The organism is Streptomyces sp. RLB3-17 (assembly GCF_007113425.2).
Lineage (GTDB): Bacteria > Actinomycetota > Actinomycetes > Streptomycetales > Streptomycetaceae > Streptomyces > Streptomyces mirabilis_D.
Genome location: NZ_CP041610.2, coordinates 9,946,235 through 9,964,248, shown reverse-complemented (window position 1 = coordinate 9,964,248; position 18,014 = coordinate 9,946,235). Strand labels below are relative to the sequence as shown.

The window sequence follows — 18,014 nt, the reverse complement described above, 5'->3', positions numbered from 1 at the left end:
AAGGCGCTGATGAGCCACCGTTAGGTGTGGTCCGGCCGTCAGGTGAAGAGTTCGCCGTCGAAGTCGGGGGACGAGTCGACGCGGCCGTCCGATCCGACGCGGACGTAGGTGAAGCGGTGGATCGCGGCGAGTTGATGGGGTGCGGTGAAGAACAGGGCGGTCGCCAGCGCGTCGGCGACGGCCGCGTCGTCGGCGACGACCCAGGTGGCGAGGACGTCGTTGGTCGGGAGGCCGGTGCGGGCGTCGAGGACGTGGTGGAGGCCCGGTCCCCAGGCGCGCCGGTTGGTGGCGGAGGCGCACACGGCCTGCTGGTGCAGGTGCACCACGCCGATCACACGGCCAGGGGCGAGGGGGTGTTCCAGTCCGATACGGAGGGTGTCTTCGCCGCTGTGGCGCAGGTCGCCGCCGGCGTCGACGACGAACCTGCCGATGGAGGCGTCACGCAGGAGCACCGTCACGAGGTCGACCAGGTGGCCCTTGCCCGCCGCGCCGACGTCGATCACGAGGGGGCGGCGGGTGGTGAGCGTGGTGCCGTCCCGGGCGACGTCGGTGCGCCACGACGGCCGGGTGCGGGCGTGCCGTGCCCGGACAGGGGCGGGTGCCGGGGTGAGGGTGTAGGTGCTGTCGTAGCCGAGGAGTTCGAGGTCACGGCCGACGAGCGGATCGACGGCCCCATCAGTGACTTCGGCGAGCCGGTCGTAGAGACCGAACAGGGAACGGCTGTCCTCGGGGAAGGTGAAACGGCCCCCGGCAGGGGCGGCGGCGACACGTGCGATGAGCGAGTCGGGCCGGAACCGGGAGTACACGGCGTCGAAGTCCTCGATGCGGCGGCACAGCTCGCGGCGCAGGTCCGCGTCGAGGGGGCTGTCCGTTTCGATGCTCCAGCGCGTTCCGATGGCGTCAAAGGTGAACGTCGGACGCCTGCCGTTCCCGAGCGCGGTCGGGTCCGCCTCGCGGTCGGTAGGGATCACGGGTTTCGCCTCCGTCGGATGTGCTGGGGATGCAGCGGCTGGGGCAGGGAGTGTCGGCACTCCCTGCCACCGCGCCTGTCGGCCAGACGGGGATGAGGGCCTTGGGGGCCTTCTCGGCGCCTACACGCCTGCCTGCGGCCGGCTCCATCCGCCCCGGATCCAGCCTGGCCGCCGCACCCACCACCTGGCAGGCCGCGCCGGCGCTACCTACGGGCCCGATGCGCCCAGATGCCCCCCACGGAGGTGGGTCTGCCGCCCGGTGCCGGGCTGCGCCGCACGCCCGGCCCGCGTCGGGAGGAGCCGGCCAGGCCGACCGGGATCAGCATCGACCACTACGCCCGTCTGGATCGCGGCAAGGAACCGCGTCCCAGCTGGAGAGCATGCGGCCCAACCCTGCGGCGGTGGTCAGCCGGACCCATGACGTGCCGGCCTCGAACCCGATGCGCTTCACGGGATACGCGGTTCGTTGCCGCGGGCAGGTCGGGGATCGTTGCACGGTTTCCCGCGCCCCCTTACGCGGCGTGGTTCCGCACCCGACCTCGCCAGGTCCGCCCAGCGCTTCGTCACGGACAGCACAACGCTCAGCCATCAGACCTCGCCTGTCATACTGGAACACATGGCACGCGAGCAGCAGAGCGCCCGCGGCAGCGGGCTGGGGATCTTCCTGCGGACCCGCCGGGCCCAGCTGACGCCCGAGGACGTCGGCCTGGCGGCGGGCGCCGGACTGCGGCGCTCACCCGGACTGCGCCGCGAGGAGCTGGCCACTCTGGCCGGGATCAGCATCGACTACTACGCGCGGCTGGAACGCGGCCAGGAGACCAACCCCAGCCCAGCCGTCGTCGACGCCCTCGCTCGCGCCCTCCTGCTGGACGCCCACACGCACGAGCACCTGCACGACCTCGCCGAGCGTGCCGACAGGAGGGCCGCCTCGCCCGCGCCCCCGGCCACCGCGCCCGAGCGGACCGTACGGCCCGACATCAGGCAGATGCTGGAAAGCCTTCGCCCCAACCCCGCGTACGTGATCAGCCCGACGATGGACATTCTCGCGGGCAACCCTGGCTCGGTCCGCCTGTTCGCGGGGACGGAGGACTGGCCGGCCGAGAAACTCAACGCGTTGCGTTACCTCTTCCTCGACCCTCATGCGCCGAAGCTGTTCGCCGACTGGGACGAACAGGTCCGCACCTGCGTCGGCCGCATACGCGCGCTGGCAGGCACCGAACCCGACACCCCCGGACTGGCCCGGCTCATCGACGAACTCACGCTCGAAAGCCCTCAGTTCGTCCGCCGCTGGACGGACTATGACGTGCAGCCGCACCCGCGCGGCGACAAGACCTTCCACCATCCGGAGGTCGGCGTCCTCACCCTCGGCTACCAGTCCATGCAGCTCGACGGCACCCCCGGCCACCGTCTCGTCGTGTTCTTCGCCGAACCCGGAACCCCCGAACACGACAAGCTGCTCCTCCTGGACAGGACGGACACCGAACCCTCCGCGGACCCCGCCGAGGAGAAGCGGAACTGACGGCGGGCGTCCCCTCTTGCGGAGCCGGAAGAGGGGAAGCCCCGCCTCCGTAGTGATGCGATCAGGGCTTGACGAGGACCTTCAACGCCTCTCGGTCGGCCATCGCGCGGTAGGCGTCCGGGGTGTGGTCCAGATCGACGGTGCGGTCGAAGACGCGGCCCGGCTCGATCTTGCCTTCCAGGATGTCGGGCAGCAGCTCCTCCATGTAGGCGCGGGCCGGGGCCACACCGCCGGTGAGGGTGACGTTCTTCGCGAAGTCCATGAAGCCGAAGGGGATTTCGCCGTACTGCGGTACGCCGACCCGGCTGATCGCGCCGCCGGGGCGCACCACGCCGAGACCCATCTGGAGCGCCGACAGCGCGCCGACACACTCCAGCACGGCGTGGGTGCCCATGCCGCCGGTCAGCTCCCGCACGCGGGCGATGCCTTCCTCGCCGCGCTCGGCGACGACCTCGGTGGCCCCGAACTCGACGCCCAGGTCGGTGCGGTCCTTGTGGCGGCCCATCAGGATGATCCGCTCGGCACCGAGCCGCCTGGCGGCCAGGACGGCGGACAGGCCGACCGCGCCGTCGCCGATCACCGTCACGGTCGTACGCGGGTCGACCCCGGCCTTGATCGCGCTGTGGTGGCCGGTGCACAGCACGTCGGAGAGGCTGAGCAGGGACGGCAGGAGGGCGGAGTCCTCGGCGACCGGCAGCTTGACCAGCGTGCCCTGGGCCTGCGGTACCCGAACGGCCTCGCCTTGTCCGCCGTCCACCCCGTTCGGGCCCCAGTGGCCGCCGTGCGGGCAGGCCACGTGCAGGCCTTCCTTGCAGAAGACACAGGTGTTGTCCGCCCAGAGGAAGGGCGCGACCACCAGGTCACCGGCCTTCACCCCGGACACCTCGGAGCCGGTCTCCTCGACGATGCCGAGGAACTCGTGTCCCATACGCCGGCCCTGCTCCGAGGCCGGCATGACGGCGTACGGCCACAGGTCGCTGCCGCAGACGCAGGCGAGTACCACTCGGACGATGGCGTCGGTGGGGTTCTGGATCTTCGGGTCGGGGACGTCCTCCACGCGGACGTCGCCGGCACCGTACATCACTGTTGCTCGCATGAAACTCTTCCGATCTTCCTTGAATTGAAACGGGGTTACGGGGTTGGTGACGTGTCGACCATGGCCGCGTTGTCGAGCAGGTACTTCAGGGTCTTGGTCCCGGGAATGGGCATGACGTACTCGCCCTGCGAAACCCAGAGGTCCACGTGGTCGGTGCCGAGCCGCCCGAGGCTCTCGTCGATCGAGAGCCGCACGTGTTCCGGGCGGCCGTTGGGGCCGCGGACGGGCCTGCCCTCGGAGTCCCGGGAGAGCACGCCGACCTTCGTGGCCGGCACCGCCCGGTCCCGGCGGTCCTTGAGCGCCCGGCCCACCAGTGCCTCGTTGGTGAGGGGTCCGCGACATCGTCGCGCGGGGCCTGTGTGTCGTCGTCATGGGTCATGCCCATGCAGCCCAGGTCCAGGACGCCGAGCTCGGGGCCGCCGGGCCCCGGTGTGGTGGTGCGCATGACTGTTCCTCGGCCTCCTGCTCAGCCCGTGTTCCGGCCTTCGACGATGTCCTTGAGCTGGGTGACCGCGGTCATCGCGCTCGGCCATCCGGCGTAGAACGCGAGGTGGGTGATCGCCTCGACCAGTTCGTCCTTGGTGAGCCCGTTCGCCAGCGCCAGGCGCAGGTGGTTGCCGAGCTGCTCCGTGCGGTACAGGGCCGCCAGGGTGGTGACGGTGATGAGGCTGCGGTCGCGCGGGGACAGGCCCGGCCGCTCCCAGACGTCCCCGAACAGCACCTCGTCGGTCAGCTCGACCAGCTTCGGTGCGAAGTCGCCCAGCGCCTTCTGCGCGGGGGTCGGCTCGTCTGCCATGTGTGAGCTCCTTGCATGATGTGCGCCACTTGCGTCGAGGGAGCGCGCCTGCGCTCCTGAAAAAGGGCAGGTCAGAGGTTGATCAGCCGACTCATCTCCGCTTCGAGGCGGTCGCCCGCGGCCGGGGTGAGGTGGTTGAGCTTGTCGAGTTGCCCGGCGGTCAGCTCCACCCCGTCGGCGGCGGTGTTCTCCTCGACGCGGGAGACTCGCTTGGTGCCGGGGATGGGGGCGATGTCGTCTCCTTGCGCCAGCAGCCAGGCCAGGGCCACCTGCGCCGGTGTGGCACCCACCTCCGTGGCCACCGCCTCGACCTCGTCGACGAGGGCCAGGTTGCGCCGGAAGTTGTCCTCGGTGAAGCGGGGGTTGGTCAGGCGCCGGTCGGTGGCGTCGAACTGGTCGGTGGAGCGGATCTTGCCGGTCAGGAAGCCGCGGCCGATCGGGGCCCAGGGCACGAGGCCGATGCCCAGGTCCCGCAGCAAGGGCAGGATCTCCGCCTCGACGTCCCGCGTCCACAGGGAGTACTCCGTCTGCAGGGCGCTGACCGGATGGACGGCATGGGCGCGGCGGATCGTGCCGGGGCCGGCCTCGGACAGTCCGATGTGGCGGACCTTGCCCTCGGCGACCAGCTCGGCGAGGGCGCCGACGGTGTCCTCGATCGGGGTGTTCGGGTCGACCCGGTGCTGGTAGTACAGGTCGATGTAGTCGGTGCCGAGCCGCCTGAGGGAGCCCTCGACCGCGGCGCGGACGTTCGCCGGGCGGCTGTCGGCCACGCCCGGCACGCCGTCGTCACCGTCCGTGTGCGAGACCAGGCCGAACTTCGTCGCCAGTACGACCTTGTCGCGGCGGCCCCTGACAGCCCGGCCGACGAGCTCCTCGTTGGCGAAGGGCCCGTAGATCTCGGCGGTGTCGATGAGGGTGACGCCCAGATCGAGGGCACGGTGGATGGTGCGGATGGACTCGGCGTCGTCCGTGCCGTGGCCGGTGTAGACGCCGCTCATCCCCATCGCGCCCAGACCGATCCGGGAAACGTCGAGGTTGCCCAGTTTGATATGCCTCACGGTTACCGTTCCTTCGTTGATGGGGCGCTCCTGGATGCCTTCAGTGCTCCGCGCCGGTGCTCACGCCCAGGGAATGACCGCCGCCGTCCGTGATCCACGGAGCCTTGCGAACGGGACCCTCCTGGCTCAGGCCCCTCACGCCGAGCGGCCTCGGCCCCTTGCACGGGGAGGTGACCCGCGACATGGCCAACCCTGCCCGCCTGGTGCACGGCGTGGCAGGGCGCGTTGTGCCGGGCACTGGCGTTCCGTGCTGTGACAGGGCACCCCACGCACCTGCCGCGCAGGTCACAGGCCCGGCAGACTGGACGGTATGACACGTGAGCAGCAGCCCGCCCGCGGTGGCACCGAGCTGGGGCGCTACCTGCGGGCCCGACGCGCCCAGGTGACCCCCGCTGAGGCGGGCTTGCCCCCCGGCGCCGGGCTGCGCCGCACCCCGGGGCTGCGTCGCGAGGAGCTGGCCACGCTGGCCGGGGTCAGCATCGACTACTACGCCCGTCTGGAGCGCGGCAAGGAGACCCGCCCCAGCCCTTCGGTCGTCGACGCGCTCGCCCGCGCCCTGCTGCTGACGGAGGACGAACACGAACATCTGCGCAGCCTCGCCAGCCGCGCCGCACGGACGGCTCCCGAACCGCCCAGCGCTCCCAGCAGGGCGCTGCGGCCCGGTGTCACGCTCATGCTGGAAAGCCTCCGCCCGGGCCCCGCCTACATCGCGAGCCGCACCAACGACCTGCTGGCCTGGAACCCCGCCGGGCTGCGCCTCTTCGCCGGTATGGAGGACTGGCCGGTCAAGCAGCGCAACCTCGCACGCTACGCCTTCCTCCACCCCGCCGCCCGCGACCTCTTCGACGACTGGGAGCACACCCTGCGCGGCTGCGTCGCCCGGCTGCGCGCCCTGGCCGGCACCGACCCGGACGCCCCCGACCTGGCCGCGCTCGTCGGCGAACTCCTGCTCAAGAGCCCGGACTTCGCCCGCCTGTGGGAGCGCTACGACGTCAAGGCACACGCGTACGGCCGCAAGACCTATCACCACCCCGACGTCGGCACCTTCACCCTCGGCTACCAGGGGATGCATCTGGAGGGCACCCAAGGTCATCGCCTGGTCACGTACTACGCCGAGCCCGGCACCCCCGCCCATGACGCGCTCGTCCTCCTCGACATGGCCGCGCGCGAGCCGGTCTCGGATGACGCCGGGCCACCGCTGCGCCGACGGTCGGGGACCGCGGCGGACGAGACTTCGATCCCTTCATCCCCGTCTCCCGGACACCACGCACCGGGACAGGAGCGCTGAACACGGTCACTCGGGCGAGGGCGCGGGGGCTGCCGGGGCGGATGAAGCGGCTGCCGGGCAGATACGCGTAACCGTGTACGACGGCGATGTACCGCCCGAGCGACAGGGTCGCTGCGGCCGGATCATCTGAGCCGGCGGGTGACCTCGGCGCGATCGCCGCCGGCATCTCCATGGCGGAGTGCGGATCGTCCCGCGCGTCGCCGATCCGCTCACGGACCTCGTCGCACGCAGATCGCCGTGATGGTGGCTACCCCGTCGGCTCACGACGCCCCTTGTCCTTCCACCGCGCCTTCCGGCCGCGGGTACGGCCGCACTCGATCACGAGAGGGTGCGCCGCCACACTCGCCCTGCCCGGTGTCGACCACATCGGGCGGCGCGGGTGCCGCCCGCGTGCCCCAGGTCTTGTCACGGGTCTGGGACTTCTGTCGGGGAGCCTTACTCGGTCCTCTGTGACGACAGGTGCAGCGGAAGCGTTCCGCCGCTGCCGTCTGTTGCTGGTGTGCCAAGTCGTCCAGCTTTGCAGTTTCTTGACCTCAGAGACAGGTGCGTGAGGTGCCCTGTCACACCACGGAACACCATTGCCTGGCACAACACGGCGTCCCACGCGGCACGCGAAGCCCGCAGGGTGGACACAAGCTGAAGATCTCCCGAGGACGAACGATCCGTCGCCGTCGAGATCTTCGCCCGAAACCCGGCACACCCGGTCGGCCGGGCGGCACTGCGGCCGCCAATCGGCCAACGCTCTCATCGAGTCGGCCGACCGACCATGGGAAGGACGACGACAGACATGACATCTCTGCACAGGAAGTTCGCGACGGCGACGATGGTGGGGATCTCCGTGTCCGTCATGGGATGCTCGGCGACGGACACGGACGGACCGGGGTCGGCATCCGCCTCGAACAGCGGTGTCGCCGCCTCCAGTTCGCCGTTGAGCAGGAATCCCACGTACGAGAACGGCGCCTACAGCGCGACCGGGCAGTACGGGAGCGGTCCGTCGACCATCACCGTGTCCCTCACCCTCGACGACGACGTGATCACCTCGGTCGAGGTCACCCCGCACGCCACGGACCCGACCTCGCGTGACTTTCAGGAACGCTTCGCCGACGCGGTTCCGCGACTCGTCGTCAGCAAGGACATCGACGACGTGCATCTGGACCACGTCGCCGGTTCGAGCCTGACCCCCGACGGGTTCAACGCCGCGCTCCAGAAGATCAAGGACGAAGCCGCCGGCTGACGCGCCGCACGCCACGCGTAGCACCCCATCTTTCCCCCCAGAAGCGAGATCGAGAGAGTGGGCATGTCTACCGAACTTCCCGATGCAACGGTGTCTCCCCCCACCGAGCCCCCGCTCACACCTTCGCGCCGTACCTTCATCGCGACGACCACCGTCGCCGGCGGCGCCGTGGTGGCGGGCAGCCTGTTCATGGCGCCGGACGCACTGGGCGATGAGCCGGCGAACACCGCCGAAGCACCCAGTGGCCGTGTCTCGTTGACCGTCAACGGTGAGCGGCACACGGTCACGGTCGACAACCGGACCTCATTGCTGGACCTGCTGCGCGAGCACCTGAAGTTGACCGGTTCGAAGAAGGGCTGCAACGCCGGTGCGTGCGGGGCATGCACGGTCCTGGTCGACGGGCGGCGGGTCAACTCCTGTCTGACGCTGGCGGTGCGACTGGAGGGCATCGAGGTCACCACGATCGAGGGACTCGCCGACGGCGACGACCTGCACAAGTTGCAGCAGGCGTTCATCGACGAGGACGCGTTCCAGTGCGGCTTCTGCACACCGGGCCAGATCATGTCCGGCGTCGGCTGCATCAAGGAAGGCCACACCGGCTCCGTCGAGGAGATCCGGGAGTGGATGAGCGGGAACATCTGCCGCTGCGGCTGCTACGTCAAGATCGTCCGGGCGGTCGGCCACGCCGCACACGGGAAATGAGGGCCTACCGTCATGCACCCCTTCTCCATCACCAAGGTCGCCCACACCCGCGACGCACTCAACGCCGGACGAAGCGGTGGGCGTTACATCGCCGGCGGCACCACTCTGGTCGACCTGATGCGTGAGACGGTCGAACGCCCCCAGACACTGGTCGACATCAGCGACCTGCCCCTGCGCGGAATCACCGTGACCGGGCGGGGCGACCTGCGCATCGGCGCCCTGGTGCGCATGGCGGAGGCCGCCGGCCACCCCAGGGTGCGCACGACCTTCCCGGTCGTCTCCCAGGCACTGGAGCTGAGCGCGTCGGCCCAGCTGCGCAACATGGCCACCATCGGCGGCAACATCATGCAGCGCACCCGCTGCACCTACTTCCGCGATGTCACAGCCGCCTGCAACAAACGCGAACCCGGCTCCGGCTGCGCCGCACGCGAGGGCATCAACCGCACCCACGCGATCCTCGGCGCCTCCGACTCCTGTATGGCCACCCACCCCTCCGATGTCGCGGTGGCCTTCGCGGCGCTGGAGGCGAGGGTGCACCTGCTGGGCCCGGGCGGAGCGGAGCGGAGCGTCGACTTCGCGGACTTCCTGTTGCGGCCCGGCAGCACCCCCCACCACGAACAGGACCTCCGCAGTGGTGAATTGATAACCGCTGTGGAGATTCCGGCCCATCCGCGCCCCCTCAAGTCGGGCTACCTGAAGGTACGTGACCGGCAGTCCTACGAGTTCGCCCTCACCTCCGCCGCCGTGGCCCTGCATGTGCGGGGCGGGGTCGTCCGGGAAGCGAAGGTCGCCGCCGGAGGAGTCGGAACCGTCCCCTGGAAGCTGCCCGCGGTCGAGCGGCAGCTCATCGGCGAGCGCCCCTCCGACGCCCTGTGGGCCAAGGCCGCCGAGCAGGCGGCGGACGGTGCCCGCCCGCTGGAACACAACCGTTTCAAGGTCGAGTTGCTCAAACGCACCGTCGAACGCCAGCTGCGCATCGTAGGAGGAAGCCGATGAGCCTCCAGCCGAAAGCAGCCGTCGGTGCCCCGCTGTCCCGGGTCGACGGACGTCTGAAAGTCACCGGCGGGGCCGACTACGCCGCCGACCACGACATCGAGGGCGTGGTCCACGCCGTCATCGTCGACGCGAGCATCGGTCGCGGGCGGATCACCGGTATCGACACCGGCGCCGCCGAGGCGCAGCCAGGGGTACTCAAGGTCATCTCCCACCGCAACGCGCCCACATTGGCATACCGTGACAACCCGGGCTCGAACAACCCGCCGGGCGGGCGGCGTCTGCGGGTCTTCCAGGACGACCAGGTCCTCTTCCACGGCCAGCCCGTCGCGGTCGCGGTGGCCACCACACTGGAGGCCGCGCAGCACGCGGCGAGCCTGGTCGAGGTCACCTACGACGCCCAGACGCCGTCGACCGATCTGAGCGACGGCAGCGCTCCTACGAACACCCCCGTCACCTATGCGCGCGGCGATGCTCAGGCGGCGCTGGCTGACGCGGACGTACGCATGGAGATGACGTACCGGCTCGCACGCAACCACCACAACCCGATGGAGCCGCACGCCACCATCGCCCGCTGGGACGGCGACCGGCTGACCGTGTGGGACAAGACCCAGTGGGTCATCGGCGGCACCCAGACGGAACTCGCCGCCGTGTTCGGGATCCCGTTGGCATCGGTGCGGGTCATCTCACCGTTCGTCGGCGGTGCTTTCGGCAGTGGTCTGCGGACCTGGCCGCACGTCACCGTCGCGGCCTTGGCGGCCCGCGAGACCGGCCGTCCGGTCAAGGTCGTACTGAGCCGCAGGCAGCAGTACTTCGGGACGGGTTTCCGGCCCGCGTACGAGTATCAAGTGCGCCTGGGCAGCGCCCGCAACGGGCGCGTGAGCGCCATGATCCACGCCATACGGTCCGAGACCTCGACCTACGAGCCGTACGGCGAGGGCGGGATCCTCCCGGTGGGGCAGCATCTCTACAGCACGCCCAACGTGAGCCAGACGTACCGGACCGTGCGCCTCGACGTGAACACCCCGGTTCCCATGCGCGGCCCGGGCTTCGCCACCGCCTCGTACGCCGTGGAGTCGGCGATGGACGAACTCTCCTATGAGCTCGGCATCGACCCGATCGAGCTGCGGCTGCGCAACGAACCGGAGACCGACCCGGCGAACGGCAACTCGTTCTCCACCCGCAGGCTGCGCGAGTGCTACACCACCGGCGCCCGGGAGTTCGGCTGGGACCGGCGCAACCCGAAGCCCCGTTCGACCCGCGACGGCGACTGGCTGATCGGCACCGGCATGGCGACCGGTGTCTACCACACCCTGCGGGCCCCGGCCCAGGCCCGGATCCGCCTGGACGCCGACGGCACTGCCCTGGTCGAGTCCGCGACCAGCGACATGGGCCCCGGTACCTACACCTCCATGAGCCAGGTCGCCGCCGACGCCCTCGGCCTGCCGATGCGCAGGGTCACCTTCCGGCTCGGCGACTCCCTCATGCCCAACGCCCCACTGCACGGCGGCTCCCTGACCATGGCCAGCGTCGGCTCCGCCGTCCTGGGCGGCGGGGACCAGGTGCGGCGGCAGGCGATCGAACTCGCCGTCGGGGACGAACAGTCGCCGTTGTACGGGGTCGCCGCCGACACCGTCGTCGTACGCAACGGCCGACTGCACGTGCGGGACGATCCGGCGCGCGGGGAGACCTACCAGCAGCTACTGACCCGCAACAACCGCGACAGCCTGGAAGTTGTCGGCTCCTTCACCCCGGCGCAGTCCCGGTTCACCACCCAGGCCTACGCCGCCGTGTTCGCCGAGGTCGCAGTGGACGCCCGGTTGGGGCTCGTACGGGTGCGGCGCATGCTCGGCGTGTACGACGCCGGCCGGATCATCAGTCCGAAACTGGCCGACAGCCAGGCCCTGGGCGGCCTGGTCGGCGGCATCGGCCAGGCCCTGCTGGAGCACACGGTCACCGACCACCGCGACGGCCGGATCGTCAACGCGAACCTGGCCGACTACCTCGTCCCGGTCAACGCCGATATCCCAGTCCTCAAGGCGATCTACCTGGAGAGCGAGGACATGGAGGCCGACCCGCTCGGCGTCAAGGGCATCGGCGAGGTCGTCCTGGTCGGCGTGGCGCCGGCCATCGCCAACGCGGTCCACCACGCCACCGGCCGCCGCGTCCGCGACCTGCCCATCACCGCCGACGCCCTGCTCTGAGCACCTGGGGCGTCTTCCCTTGAACTGTCCGGCGGCCGGCGCCGCCGGACACCAGGGCCGCCGCCGAGCCACCCCCGTCATCGGGCCCGGCAGCGGCCCGCCCAACCCCATCCCCCCTCATGCCTCATGAACAAGCCCTGCTGACAGAGCAACACCGTGCACATCGTGAAGAACAGCCTTCCGTTCCCGTGGATGGTTTACAGATGGGCGCCGAAGAACTCCGTCAGTTTCTCGGACACCTGCGGGGTGTACTCCGGCTTGTGGTACAGGTCGATGTGCGAGGCGCCGGGAATGATGTGGAGTTCCTTCGGCTCCTTCGCCTTGTCGTAGGCGTTCTGACTGAAGTAGAGCGTGTCGGCCTCGGAGCCCGCGATGAGGAGGAGAGGGCGCGGCGAGATCGTGTCGATCTGCTCGAAGGGGAAGAACGCCATCTGCTGGCTGAGGGTGGAGAAGACGAACCGGTCCATCGAGTTGGGGTTCGGCGCCACCTGCGAGTAATAGACGTAGCCCTCGCGGTAGAGCGCGGACGGGTTGTTCAGGGCCTCCTGAGGGTCGTCCGGGACCAGCGAGAAGTAGCGGATCTCCTCACCGCGGGCTTCCCTTGACCGCTGACGGCCGACCTCCTCCAACGTCCTCATCCGGGCCTCGATGGGGATCCCGCCACCGACACCCTCGCGGCGCGCGGACCCGAGGTCGAAGGTGCTGACACCCGCGACCGCCTTGATACGCAGTTCCGTCTGCGCCGCGTTGACCGTGTAGCCACCGCCCGCGCAGATACCGAGGGCCCCGATGCGGCTCTCGTCGACCTGTGGATGGGCGCTGAGGAAGTCGACGGCACAACGGATGTCCTCGACCCGGGCGGCCGGGATCTCCGAGAAGTGGGGCTCGCCGCCGCTCTCGCCCTGGTACGAGGCGTCGAAGGCCAGTGTGATGTAGCCCTGCTCGGTGAGCTTCTCGGCGTAGAGGGTGGAGACCTGCTCCTTGACGGCACCGAAGGGGTGGGTCACGACGATCGCGGGGTAGGTCCTGCCCTCGTCGAAGTCGGTCGGCTTGAACAGGTTGCCGACCACTGCGTTGCCCTTGTTGAGGAAAGTCACTCGGTCCATGTGCGAGTCCTTCTGTTCTGCTGGTTCCAGGCCTACTCGGTTGCATGTGGCGCGGCCGCCGGGACCCGTTCCGAACGCACGCGCCCGGAACGGGTCCCGGTCGCCCGATCGCCCCCTTGAGGAGGCCGACGGACGGCTACCGCTGTGGTCCGCCGTCGATGGACGAAACCCCGCTCGTACAGCGACAGCCTCGTCACTCGGGCCGCCGAGTGGCAGGCCGTACGGTGACGCGCAGCGCCGATCCGCGGTGTGACAGGGCACCCCACGTGCCTTCCTCACAGGTCGGACAGCTGCCACACGGCGGCCCGGCCGTGGACGGCGGCAGGGCATCCGATCCCCCTGGTCGGCCAGGTCAGGAGGAAGGTGACTCGTCCCCGTCCGGGGTGGCGGCCGACGGTCCGCTGCCGGGCGCCGCACCTTCCGAGGCGGGCTCCTGCCCGAGCAGGTCGAGGAGGACGATCGCGTCGTGGTCCGGAGTACCGGGCTCGGCGAAGAACATCAGCACACGGTGGCCTGGCGTGCCTTCCAACCGCATGGACTGGTGGCCGAGGGTGAGGTCGCCGACCTCCGGGTGGTGGAAGGTCTTGAGTCCGCGGGAGTGGCCCTTCACCTCGTAACGCTCCCAAAGGCGGGCGAACTCCCTGCTCTTGAGCAGGAGTTCACCCACGAGCCGGGTCAGGTCGGGGGCGTCGGGATGGGTGCCGGCCAGGGCGCGCAGATGGGCGATGCAACCGCGAATCTGGTTGTCCCAGTCGTCGAAGAGGTCGCGTGCGGCGGGGTGGAGGAAGAGGTAGCGGGCGTAGTTGCGCTGTTTCGCCGGCCAGTCCTCGATCCCGACGAGCAGTCGCGGCCCGGCCGGGTTCCAGGCCAGCACGTCATGGGTGCGGCTGACCACCGCCGCGGGGTTGGGCCGCATGCTCTCCAGCAGCCTGAGCGCTCCGGGCGGCACGGTCCGGCTCGGCGCGGCCGGCGGTCCGGGCGCGGTCCGGCCGACGCGTACGACCAGGCCGTGCAGGTGCTCCCGTTCGTCCTCCTCCAACTGGAGGGCGCGGGCCAGGGCGTCGACGACGGACGGGCTGGGGCGCATCTCCTTGCCGCGCTCCAGCCGGGCGTAGTAGTCGATGCTGACTCCGGCCAGGGTGGCCAGCTCCTCACGGCGCAGCCCGGGGGTACGGCGCAGCCCGGTGCCGGTCGGAAGGCCCACGTCCTTCGGGGCCACCTGGGCGCGCCGGGCTCGCAGGAAGCGCCCCAGCTCGCTGCCCCCGTCGGCATACAACTGCTCAGTCGTCATACCTTCCAGTCTGGGTCCGTCGTGTCCTGGGGGGAGGCCCGTGGGGCGCCCTGTCACAGCACGGAACACCGCTGCCCGGCACAACGCGGCCTGCCACGCGGCGGGCGTGGGAGCCAGGCTGTATCTGTGGAGCGAGTACACGGCTTCACGTACCTGCCCGGCAGCGGCTTCGTCCGGGGCCACGCAGTGGACGTCGACTTCGCGGCGGACACCGCAGGAGCCCGGTGGTGCCGGGCTGCGAGCGGTCCGCCCCACGGAATCGACCTCGACCTGCCCCGGGCAAAGTGTTCGCCGGTCAGCCCGGCGAGGCCGGGACTCTAAGCTTGGGGCGTGACGCTGCGCCAATTCGAGTACGTGATCGCTGTCGCGGAGGAGGGATCCTTCACCGAGGCGGCCAGGCGCCTCGGGGTGACACAGCCCGCCTTGTCGCACCAGATCCGGGATCTCGAGCAGAGCTTGCGAGCGGTGCTGTTCGAGCGCGGCGCGGGAGGAGCGGGGCTGACAGCCGCGGGGGCGGCTTTCCTGGGCCATGCGGCGGCTGCGGTGGCAAGTGCGCGGCAGGCGGACTCGGCGGCGCGGGCCGCCGGGCTCCTGGCAGGGGGCGAGTTGCGCCTCGCGACGCTCCAGTCCGTCACGCTCGGCATCGTTCCCGCAGCCATCACGGTCTGGCGCCGAGCGCACCCTCTGGTGCCGGTACGACTTGAGGAGTACACGCACGCCGAGCTGCTCGCCGAGGCGATGAACCGGGGTGGTGCGGACGTGGCTGTCGGACCTCCGTCCAGTACCTGGAGGGGGCCGGTGCGGACACTCGGGCACGAGGAATTCCTGATCGTGCTGCCCAGTGACGACCCACTGCTCTCCCGCGACTCGGACGTCGTCGCGCTGGGAGAACTCGCCGACCGGCCCTGGGTGCTCTACGCACGGGAGGTCGGCCTGAGCCTGGTGGTGGACGGAGCGTGCGCGACGGCGGGGTTCACTCCCCGGGTGGCGGCCCGCATCCACTACACCGACACGGCGGTGGAGCTCGCCGTCGCGGGGCTCGGGCCCGCGCTTGTTCCCGGGAACATGATCCCGCAGCGGTTCGCGGGACATGCGCGTCGTCCCGATCCGCCCGTGCTGCGGGAACTCGCGGCCTTCACCCGCCCCGATCCGTCACCGGCGGCGCTGGCCTTCATCGAGGTGCTCGCCGAGCACGGCACGCTCTAACGTCCCAACTCCGTGCCGCCGAGAGCCCGTACGAATGCCATGACGTGCGGCGCAGCAGGTCCGCGTGTGTAGGCCGCCAGGTCGCAGCCGACCTCGGGTCGTGGCACGCGCCAGGTGACGGCGACGTCATCGCTCACGGACGCGCGGGGAACCAGTGCCGGCCCCAGCCCGGCGGCGGCGAGCCGAACCGCGGCGGCCGGGTGGTGGGTCGAGACGGCCGCCCGTGGGGTGAACCCCGCGCGTGCGCACGCTCGCAGAACCAGGGATGCCAACGGGTTGCTCTCGGAGTGCAGGACCCAGTCCCGATCCGCCAGCAGCGCGAGGTCCAGGGGGGTGCCGGTGGCGTCGGCACAAACGTCGTCGGCAGGGAGCACCACCACCAGTTCCTCCCGGTACAGGGGGTACACCTCGCCCGGCCAGCCGTCCGGGACCGGACCGACGGCGAGGTCCGCCACACCCCGCAACATCTCCCTGGGCAGCCGGTCACCGTCAAGGAATTCCAGCATGGACACCTCGGCGTCGGGGTGGGCGTCCCGCCAGGCGCGGATGGCGCCGGGCAGGACTCCGGAGGCCAGCGAGGGGAGCACCGCCAGCCGCAGGGAGACCGGCTCGCCGTCGTGGCCCGTCATGATGGCGCGGCGCGCGGCCGCCGCGGACCGTAGTGCGGTGATCGCGTGAGGCAGGTATTCGCGGCCCATCTGGGTCGGCAGAACGCGACCCGGCAGACGTTCCACCAGGGGCTGTCCGACCGCCTCCTCCAAGGCCTTGAGCTGGTGCGACAGCGTGGCCTGGGACACCGAGAGGCGATGGGCGGCACGGGTGAACGACTCCTCTTCGACAACTGCGAGGAGGTACTCCATCTGCCTGAGTGTTCCCATGAATAAATTCTATGACATACATGCCGGTCATCACTTTGACTCATATCATTCGGGTCCTGATGCTGTGCACATGAGTTCGACACAGAGCTACCAGCCCACCGACCAGGAGACAGCGCCGCAGACACCCTTCGGACTCGGCTGGGCACTCTTCGCCCTCGCACTGGGTGGTCTGGGCATCGGCATCGGCGAGTTCACCCCGATGGGCCTGCTGCCCACCATCGCCCAGGGCGTGGACGTGTCGATTCCCCGTGCCGGATGGCTGATCAGCGCCTACGCACTCGGAGTGGTGGTGGGAGCACCGCTGATCGCGGTCTTCGGCGGCGGCATTCCACGGCGCAGACTGCTGCTCGGTCTCATGGCGGTCTTCACTGTCGGCAACCTGCTGAGCGCCCTGGCCTTCGGCTTCCCGACGCTCCTTGCCGCGCGCTTCTTCGCCGGCCTGCCGCACGGTGCCTTCTTCGGTGTCGCCTCACTGGTGGCCGCGGAACTGTCCCCGCCGGACCGCCGGGCCCGCGCCGTCGCACGCATCCTGCTCGGCCTGGCCATCGCCAACGTCGGCGGAGTGCCCCTGGCGACCTGGCTGGGCCAGACCCTGGGCTGGCGCAGTTCCTTCGGCCTGGTGGCCGTCGTGACGGGTGTGACCTTCGCGCTGATCCGGCTGTGCGTCCCCCAGTCCGGCCAGCCGGAACCGACAACGGGCGCCCGGGCCCTGCGGGCCCTGCTGCGGCCCGGCGTCCTCCTGCTGCTGGGCGCGGCCGCGGTCGGCCTCGGCGGCATGTTCGCCGTCTACAGCTACATCACCCCCACCCTCACACACCGCGCGGGCCTTCCCTCCGGTGCCGTGCCCGCGGTACTGGCCGTCTGGGGTCTGGGGATGGTCGTCGGCAACCTCGCCGGCGGATACCTCGCCGACCGCTTTCCCGACAGCGCCCCGTTCGTCATCCTCACCGTCTTCGCCGCCTTCCTGGCCGTGTTCGCCGTGGTCTCCACGTCCCCCGTCGGCGCGGTCGTGGGAGTGTTCACGATCGGCACGAGCTTCGCGATCGTGCCCTGCCTGCAGAGCCGGCTCATGGATGTGGCGGCCGACGCCCAGACGCTCGCCGCCGCCGGCAACCACGCCGCCGGCAACCTGGCCAACGCACTCGGCGCCTGGCTCGGCGGCGTCGCGATCGACCTCGGCGGCGGCTGGGCATCCCCCGCCTGGGTCGGCGTCGCCATGGCTGCGGCCGGTCTGCTGTTCCTTGTCGCCGCACGGACCCAATGGCGGGACGCAGCCTGAGGCGTCGAATGGGCTTGCGCCCGCCGCCACATACGCCTGGGTCACCCACGGTGCCCCGACGTCTCGCGCACCGCCGCGCCGTGAGGCACCGTGGAGTGACGCGTGGCGCACCCGCCACGGCGGAGAGGAGCACCCGCATGTCCGACCACACGTATCGGGTCACCGAGATCGTCGGCACCTCCCACGAGGGCGTCGACCAGGCCATTCGCAACGGGATCTCCCGGGCCTCGCAGACCCTGCGCAACCTGGACTGGTTCGAGATCACCCAGGTCAGGGGGCAGATCGTGGACGGGGAGGTCGAGCACTACCAGGTCGGCCTGAAGGTCGGCTTCCGCCTGGAGGACGGCGCCTGAGCCCCGGGGCCTTCTGAAGCCCGGGAGACCCATGGCCACC

17 protein-coding genes are annotated in these 18,014 nt (G+C 70.5%); 9 read left to right on the top strand and 8 right to left on the bottom strand.

The window, feature by feature from the left end; translation table 11 throughout:
* Positions 1-38 precede the first annotated feature (38 nt).
* Positions 39-971, bottom strand: coding sequence for an FAD:protein FMN transferase (locus FNV62_RS44740; protein WP_225900610.1), 933 nt, complete (start codon positions 969-971; stop codon positions 39-41).
* Positions 972-1,587: 616 nt separating this feature from the next.
* On the opposite strand from FNV62_RS44740, the gene FNV62_RS44735 reads away from it, so the two are divergent.
* The gene (locus tag FNV62_RS44735; protein WP_144316151.1) at positions 1,588-2,490 is read left to right on the top strand and encodes a helix-turn-helix domain-containing protein; all 903 of its coding nucleotides are present in this window, start codon (positions 1,588-1,590) and stop codon (positions 2,488-2,490) included.
* Positions 2,491-2,551: 61 nt separating this feature from the next.
* Here the strand turns inward: FNV62_RS44735 and FNV62_RS44730 are convergent, their stop codons facing one another.
* The 4 genes from FNV62_RS44730 to FNV62_RS44715 all read right to left on the bottom strand — a co-directional run bounded on the left by FNV62_RS44730 (position 2,552) and on the right by FNV62_RS44715 (position 5,440).
* Positions 2,552-3,586 carry a zinc-binding dehydrogenase gene (locus tag FNV62_RS44730; RefSeq protein ID WP_144316150.1) on the bottom strand — a complete coding sequence of 345 codons (1,035 nt, stop codon included), beginning with the start codon at positions 3,584-3,586 and terminating at the stop codon, positions 2,552-2,554.
* A gap of 35 nt (positions 3,587-3,621) precedes the next feature.
* Positions 3,622-3,897 carry an aldo/keto reductase gene (locus FNV62_RS44725; protein WP_225900609.1) on the bottom strand — a complete coding sequence of 92 codons (276 nt, stop codon included), beginning with the start codon at positions 3,895-3,897 and terminating at the stop codon, positions 3,622-3,624.
* 155 nt (positions 3,898-4,052) lie between these two features.
* Positions 4,053-4,382, bottom strand: coding sequence for a carboxymuconolactone decarboxylase family protein (locus tag FNV62_RS44720; protein WP_097287466.1), 330 nt, complete (start codon positions 4,380-4,382; stop codon positions 4,053-4,055).
* A 71-nt stretch (positions 4,383-4,453) separates the two neighbouring features.
* Positions 4,454-5,440 (bottom strand): aldo/keto reductase, encoded by a 987-nt coding sequence (locus tag FNV62_RS44715; protein WP_097287465.1) that lies wholly within the window; start codon positions 5,438-5,440, stop codon positions 4,454-4,456.
* Between the two features lie 310 nt (positions 5,441-5,750).
* Between FNV62_RS44715 and FNV62_RS44710 the strand changes: the two genes are divergently transcribed.
* The 5 genes from FNV62_RS44710 (at position 5,751) to FNV62_RS44690 (ending at position 11,861) form a co-directional block, all read left to right on the top strand.
* Positions 5,751-6,728: a helix-turn-helix transcriptional regulator gene (locus FNV62_RS44710; RefSeq protein WP_097287464.1), complete on the top strand. Its 978-nt coding sequence runs from the start codon at positions 5,751-5,753 to the stop codon at positions 6,726-6,728.
* Between the two features lie 787 nt (positions 6,729-7,515).
* Positions 7,516-7,962: an FMN-binding protein gene (locus FNV62_RS44705; RefSeq protein ID WP_107469500.1), complete on the top strand. Its 447-nt coding sequence runs from the start codon at positions 7,516-7,518 to the stop codon at positions 7,960-7,962.
* A 63-nt stretch (positions 7,963-8,025) separates the two neighbouring features.
* On the top strand, positions 8,026-8,664 hold the full coding sequence (locus tag FNV62_RS44700) for a (2Fe-2S)-binding protein (protein ID WP_143656403.1): 639 nt from the start codon (positions 8,026-8,028) through the stop codon (positions 8,662-8,664).
* A gap of 12 nt (positions 8,665-8,676) precedes the next feature.
* Positions 8,677-9,660 carry an FAD binding domain-containing protein gene (locus FNV62_RS44695; RefSeq protein WP_143656402.1) on the top strand — a complete coding sequence of 328 codons (984 nt, stop codon included), beginning with the start codon at positions 8,677-8,679 and terminating at the stop codon, positions 9,658-9,660.
* Positions 9,657-11,861 carry a xanthine dehydrogenase family protein molybdopterin-binding subunit gene (locus tag FNV62_RS44690; protein WP_144316149.1) on the top strand — a complete coding sequence of 735 codons (2,205 nt, stop codon included), beginning with the start codon at positions 9,657-9,659 and terminating at the stop codon, positions 11,859-11,861. The genes FNV62_RS44695 and FNV62_RS44690 overlap by 4 nt, the downstream gene beginning before the upstream one ends.
* 197 nt (positions 11,862-12,058) lie before the next feature.
* Here the strand turns inward: FNV62_RS44690 and FNV62_RS44685 are convergent, their stop codons facing one another.
* Together FNV62_RS44685 and FNV62_RS44680 are read right to left on the bottom strand one after the other, a co-directional pair.
* Entirely contained in the window at positions 12,059-12,967 is a 909-nt protein-coding gene (locus FNV62_RS44685; RefSeq protein WP_144316148.1) for an alpha/beta hydrolase, read from the bottom strand.
* 352 nt (positions 12,968-13,319) lie between these two features.
* Positions 13,320-14,258 carry a helix-turn-helix transcriptional regulator gene (locus FNV62_RS44680; RefSeq protein WP_144316147.1) on the bottom strand — a complete coding sequence of 313 codons (939 nt, stop codon included), beginning with the start codon at positions 14,256-14,258 and terminating at the stop codon, positions 13,320-13,322.
* A 330-nt stretch (positions 14,259-14,588) separates the two neighbouring features.
* Here FNV62_RS44680 and FNV62_RS44675 point away from each other — a divergent pair, with 330 nt between their 5' ends.
* The gene (locus tag FNV62_RS44675; protein ID WP_054231624.1) at positions 14,589-15,464 is read left to right on the top strand and encodes a LysR family transcriptional regulator; all 876 of its coding nucleotides are present in this window, start codon (positions 14,589-14,591) and stop codon (positions 15,462-15,464) included.
* On the opposite strand, the gene FNV62_RS44670 is transcribed toward FNV62_RS44675, so the two are convergent.
* The gene (locus tag FNV62_RS44670) at positions 15,461-16,342 is read right to left on the bottom strand and encodes a LysR family transcriptional regulator (RefSeq protein ID WP_144316146.1); all 882 of its coding nucleotides are present in this window, start codon (positions 16,340-16,342) and stop codon (positions 15,461-15,463) included. The genes FNV62_RS44675 and FNV62_RS44670 overlap by 4 nt on opposite strands.
* Before the next feature lie 70 nt (positions 16,343-16,412).
* On the opposite strand from FNV62_RS44670, the gene FNV62_RS44665 reads away from it, so the two are divergent.
* Together FNV62_RS44665 and FNV62_RS44660 are read left to right on the top strand one after the other, a co-directional pair.
* Positions 16,413-17,621: an MFS transporter gene (locus FNV62_RS44665; protein ID WP_143603951.1), complete on the top strand. Its 1,209-nt coding sequence runs from the start codon at positions 16,413-16,415 to the stop codon at positions 17,619-17,621.
* Between the two features lie 137 nt (positions 17,622-17,758).
* Positions 17,759-17,974, top strand: a complete 216-nt coding sequence (locus tag FNV62_RS44660; protein ID WP_054231621.1) for a dodecin — start codon at positions 17,759-17,761, stop codon at positions 17,972-17,974.
* Positions 17,975-18,014 lie beyond the last annotated feature (40 nt).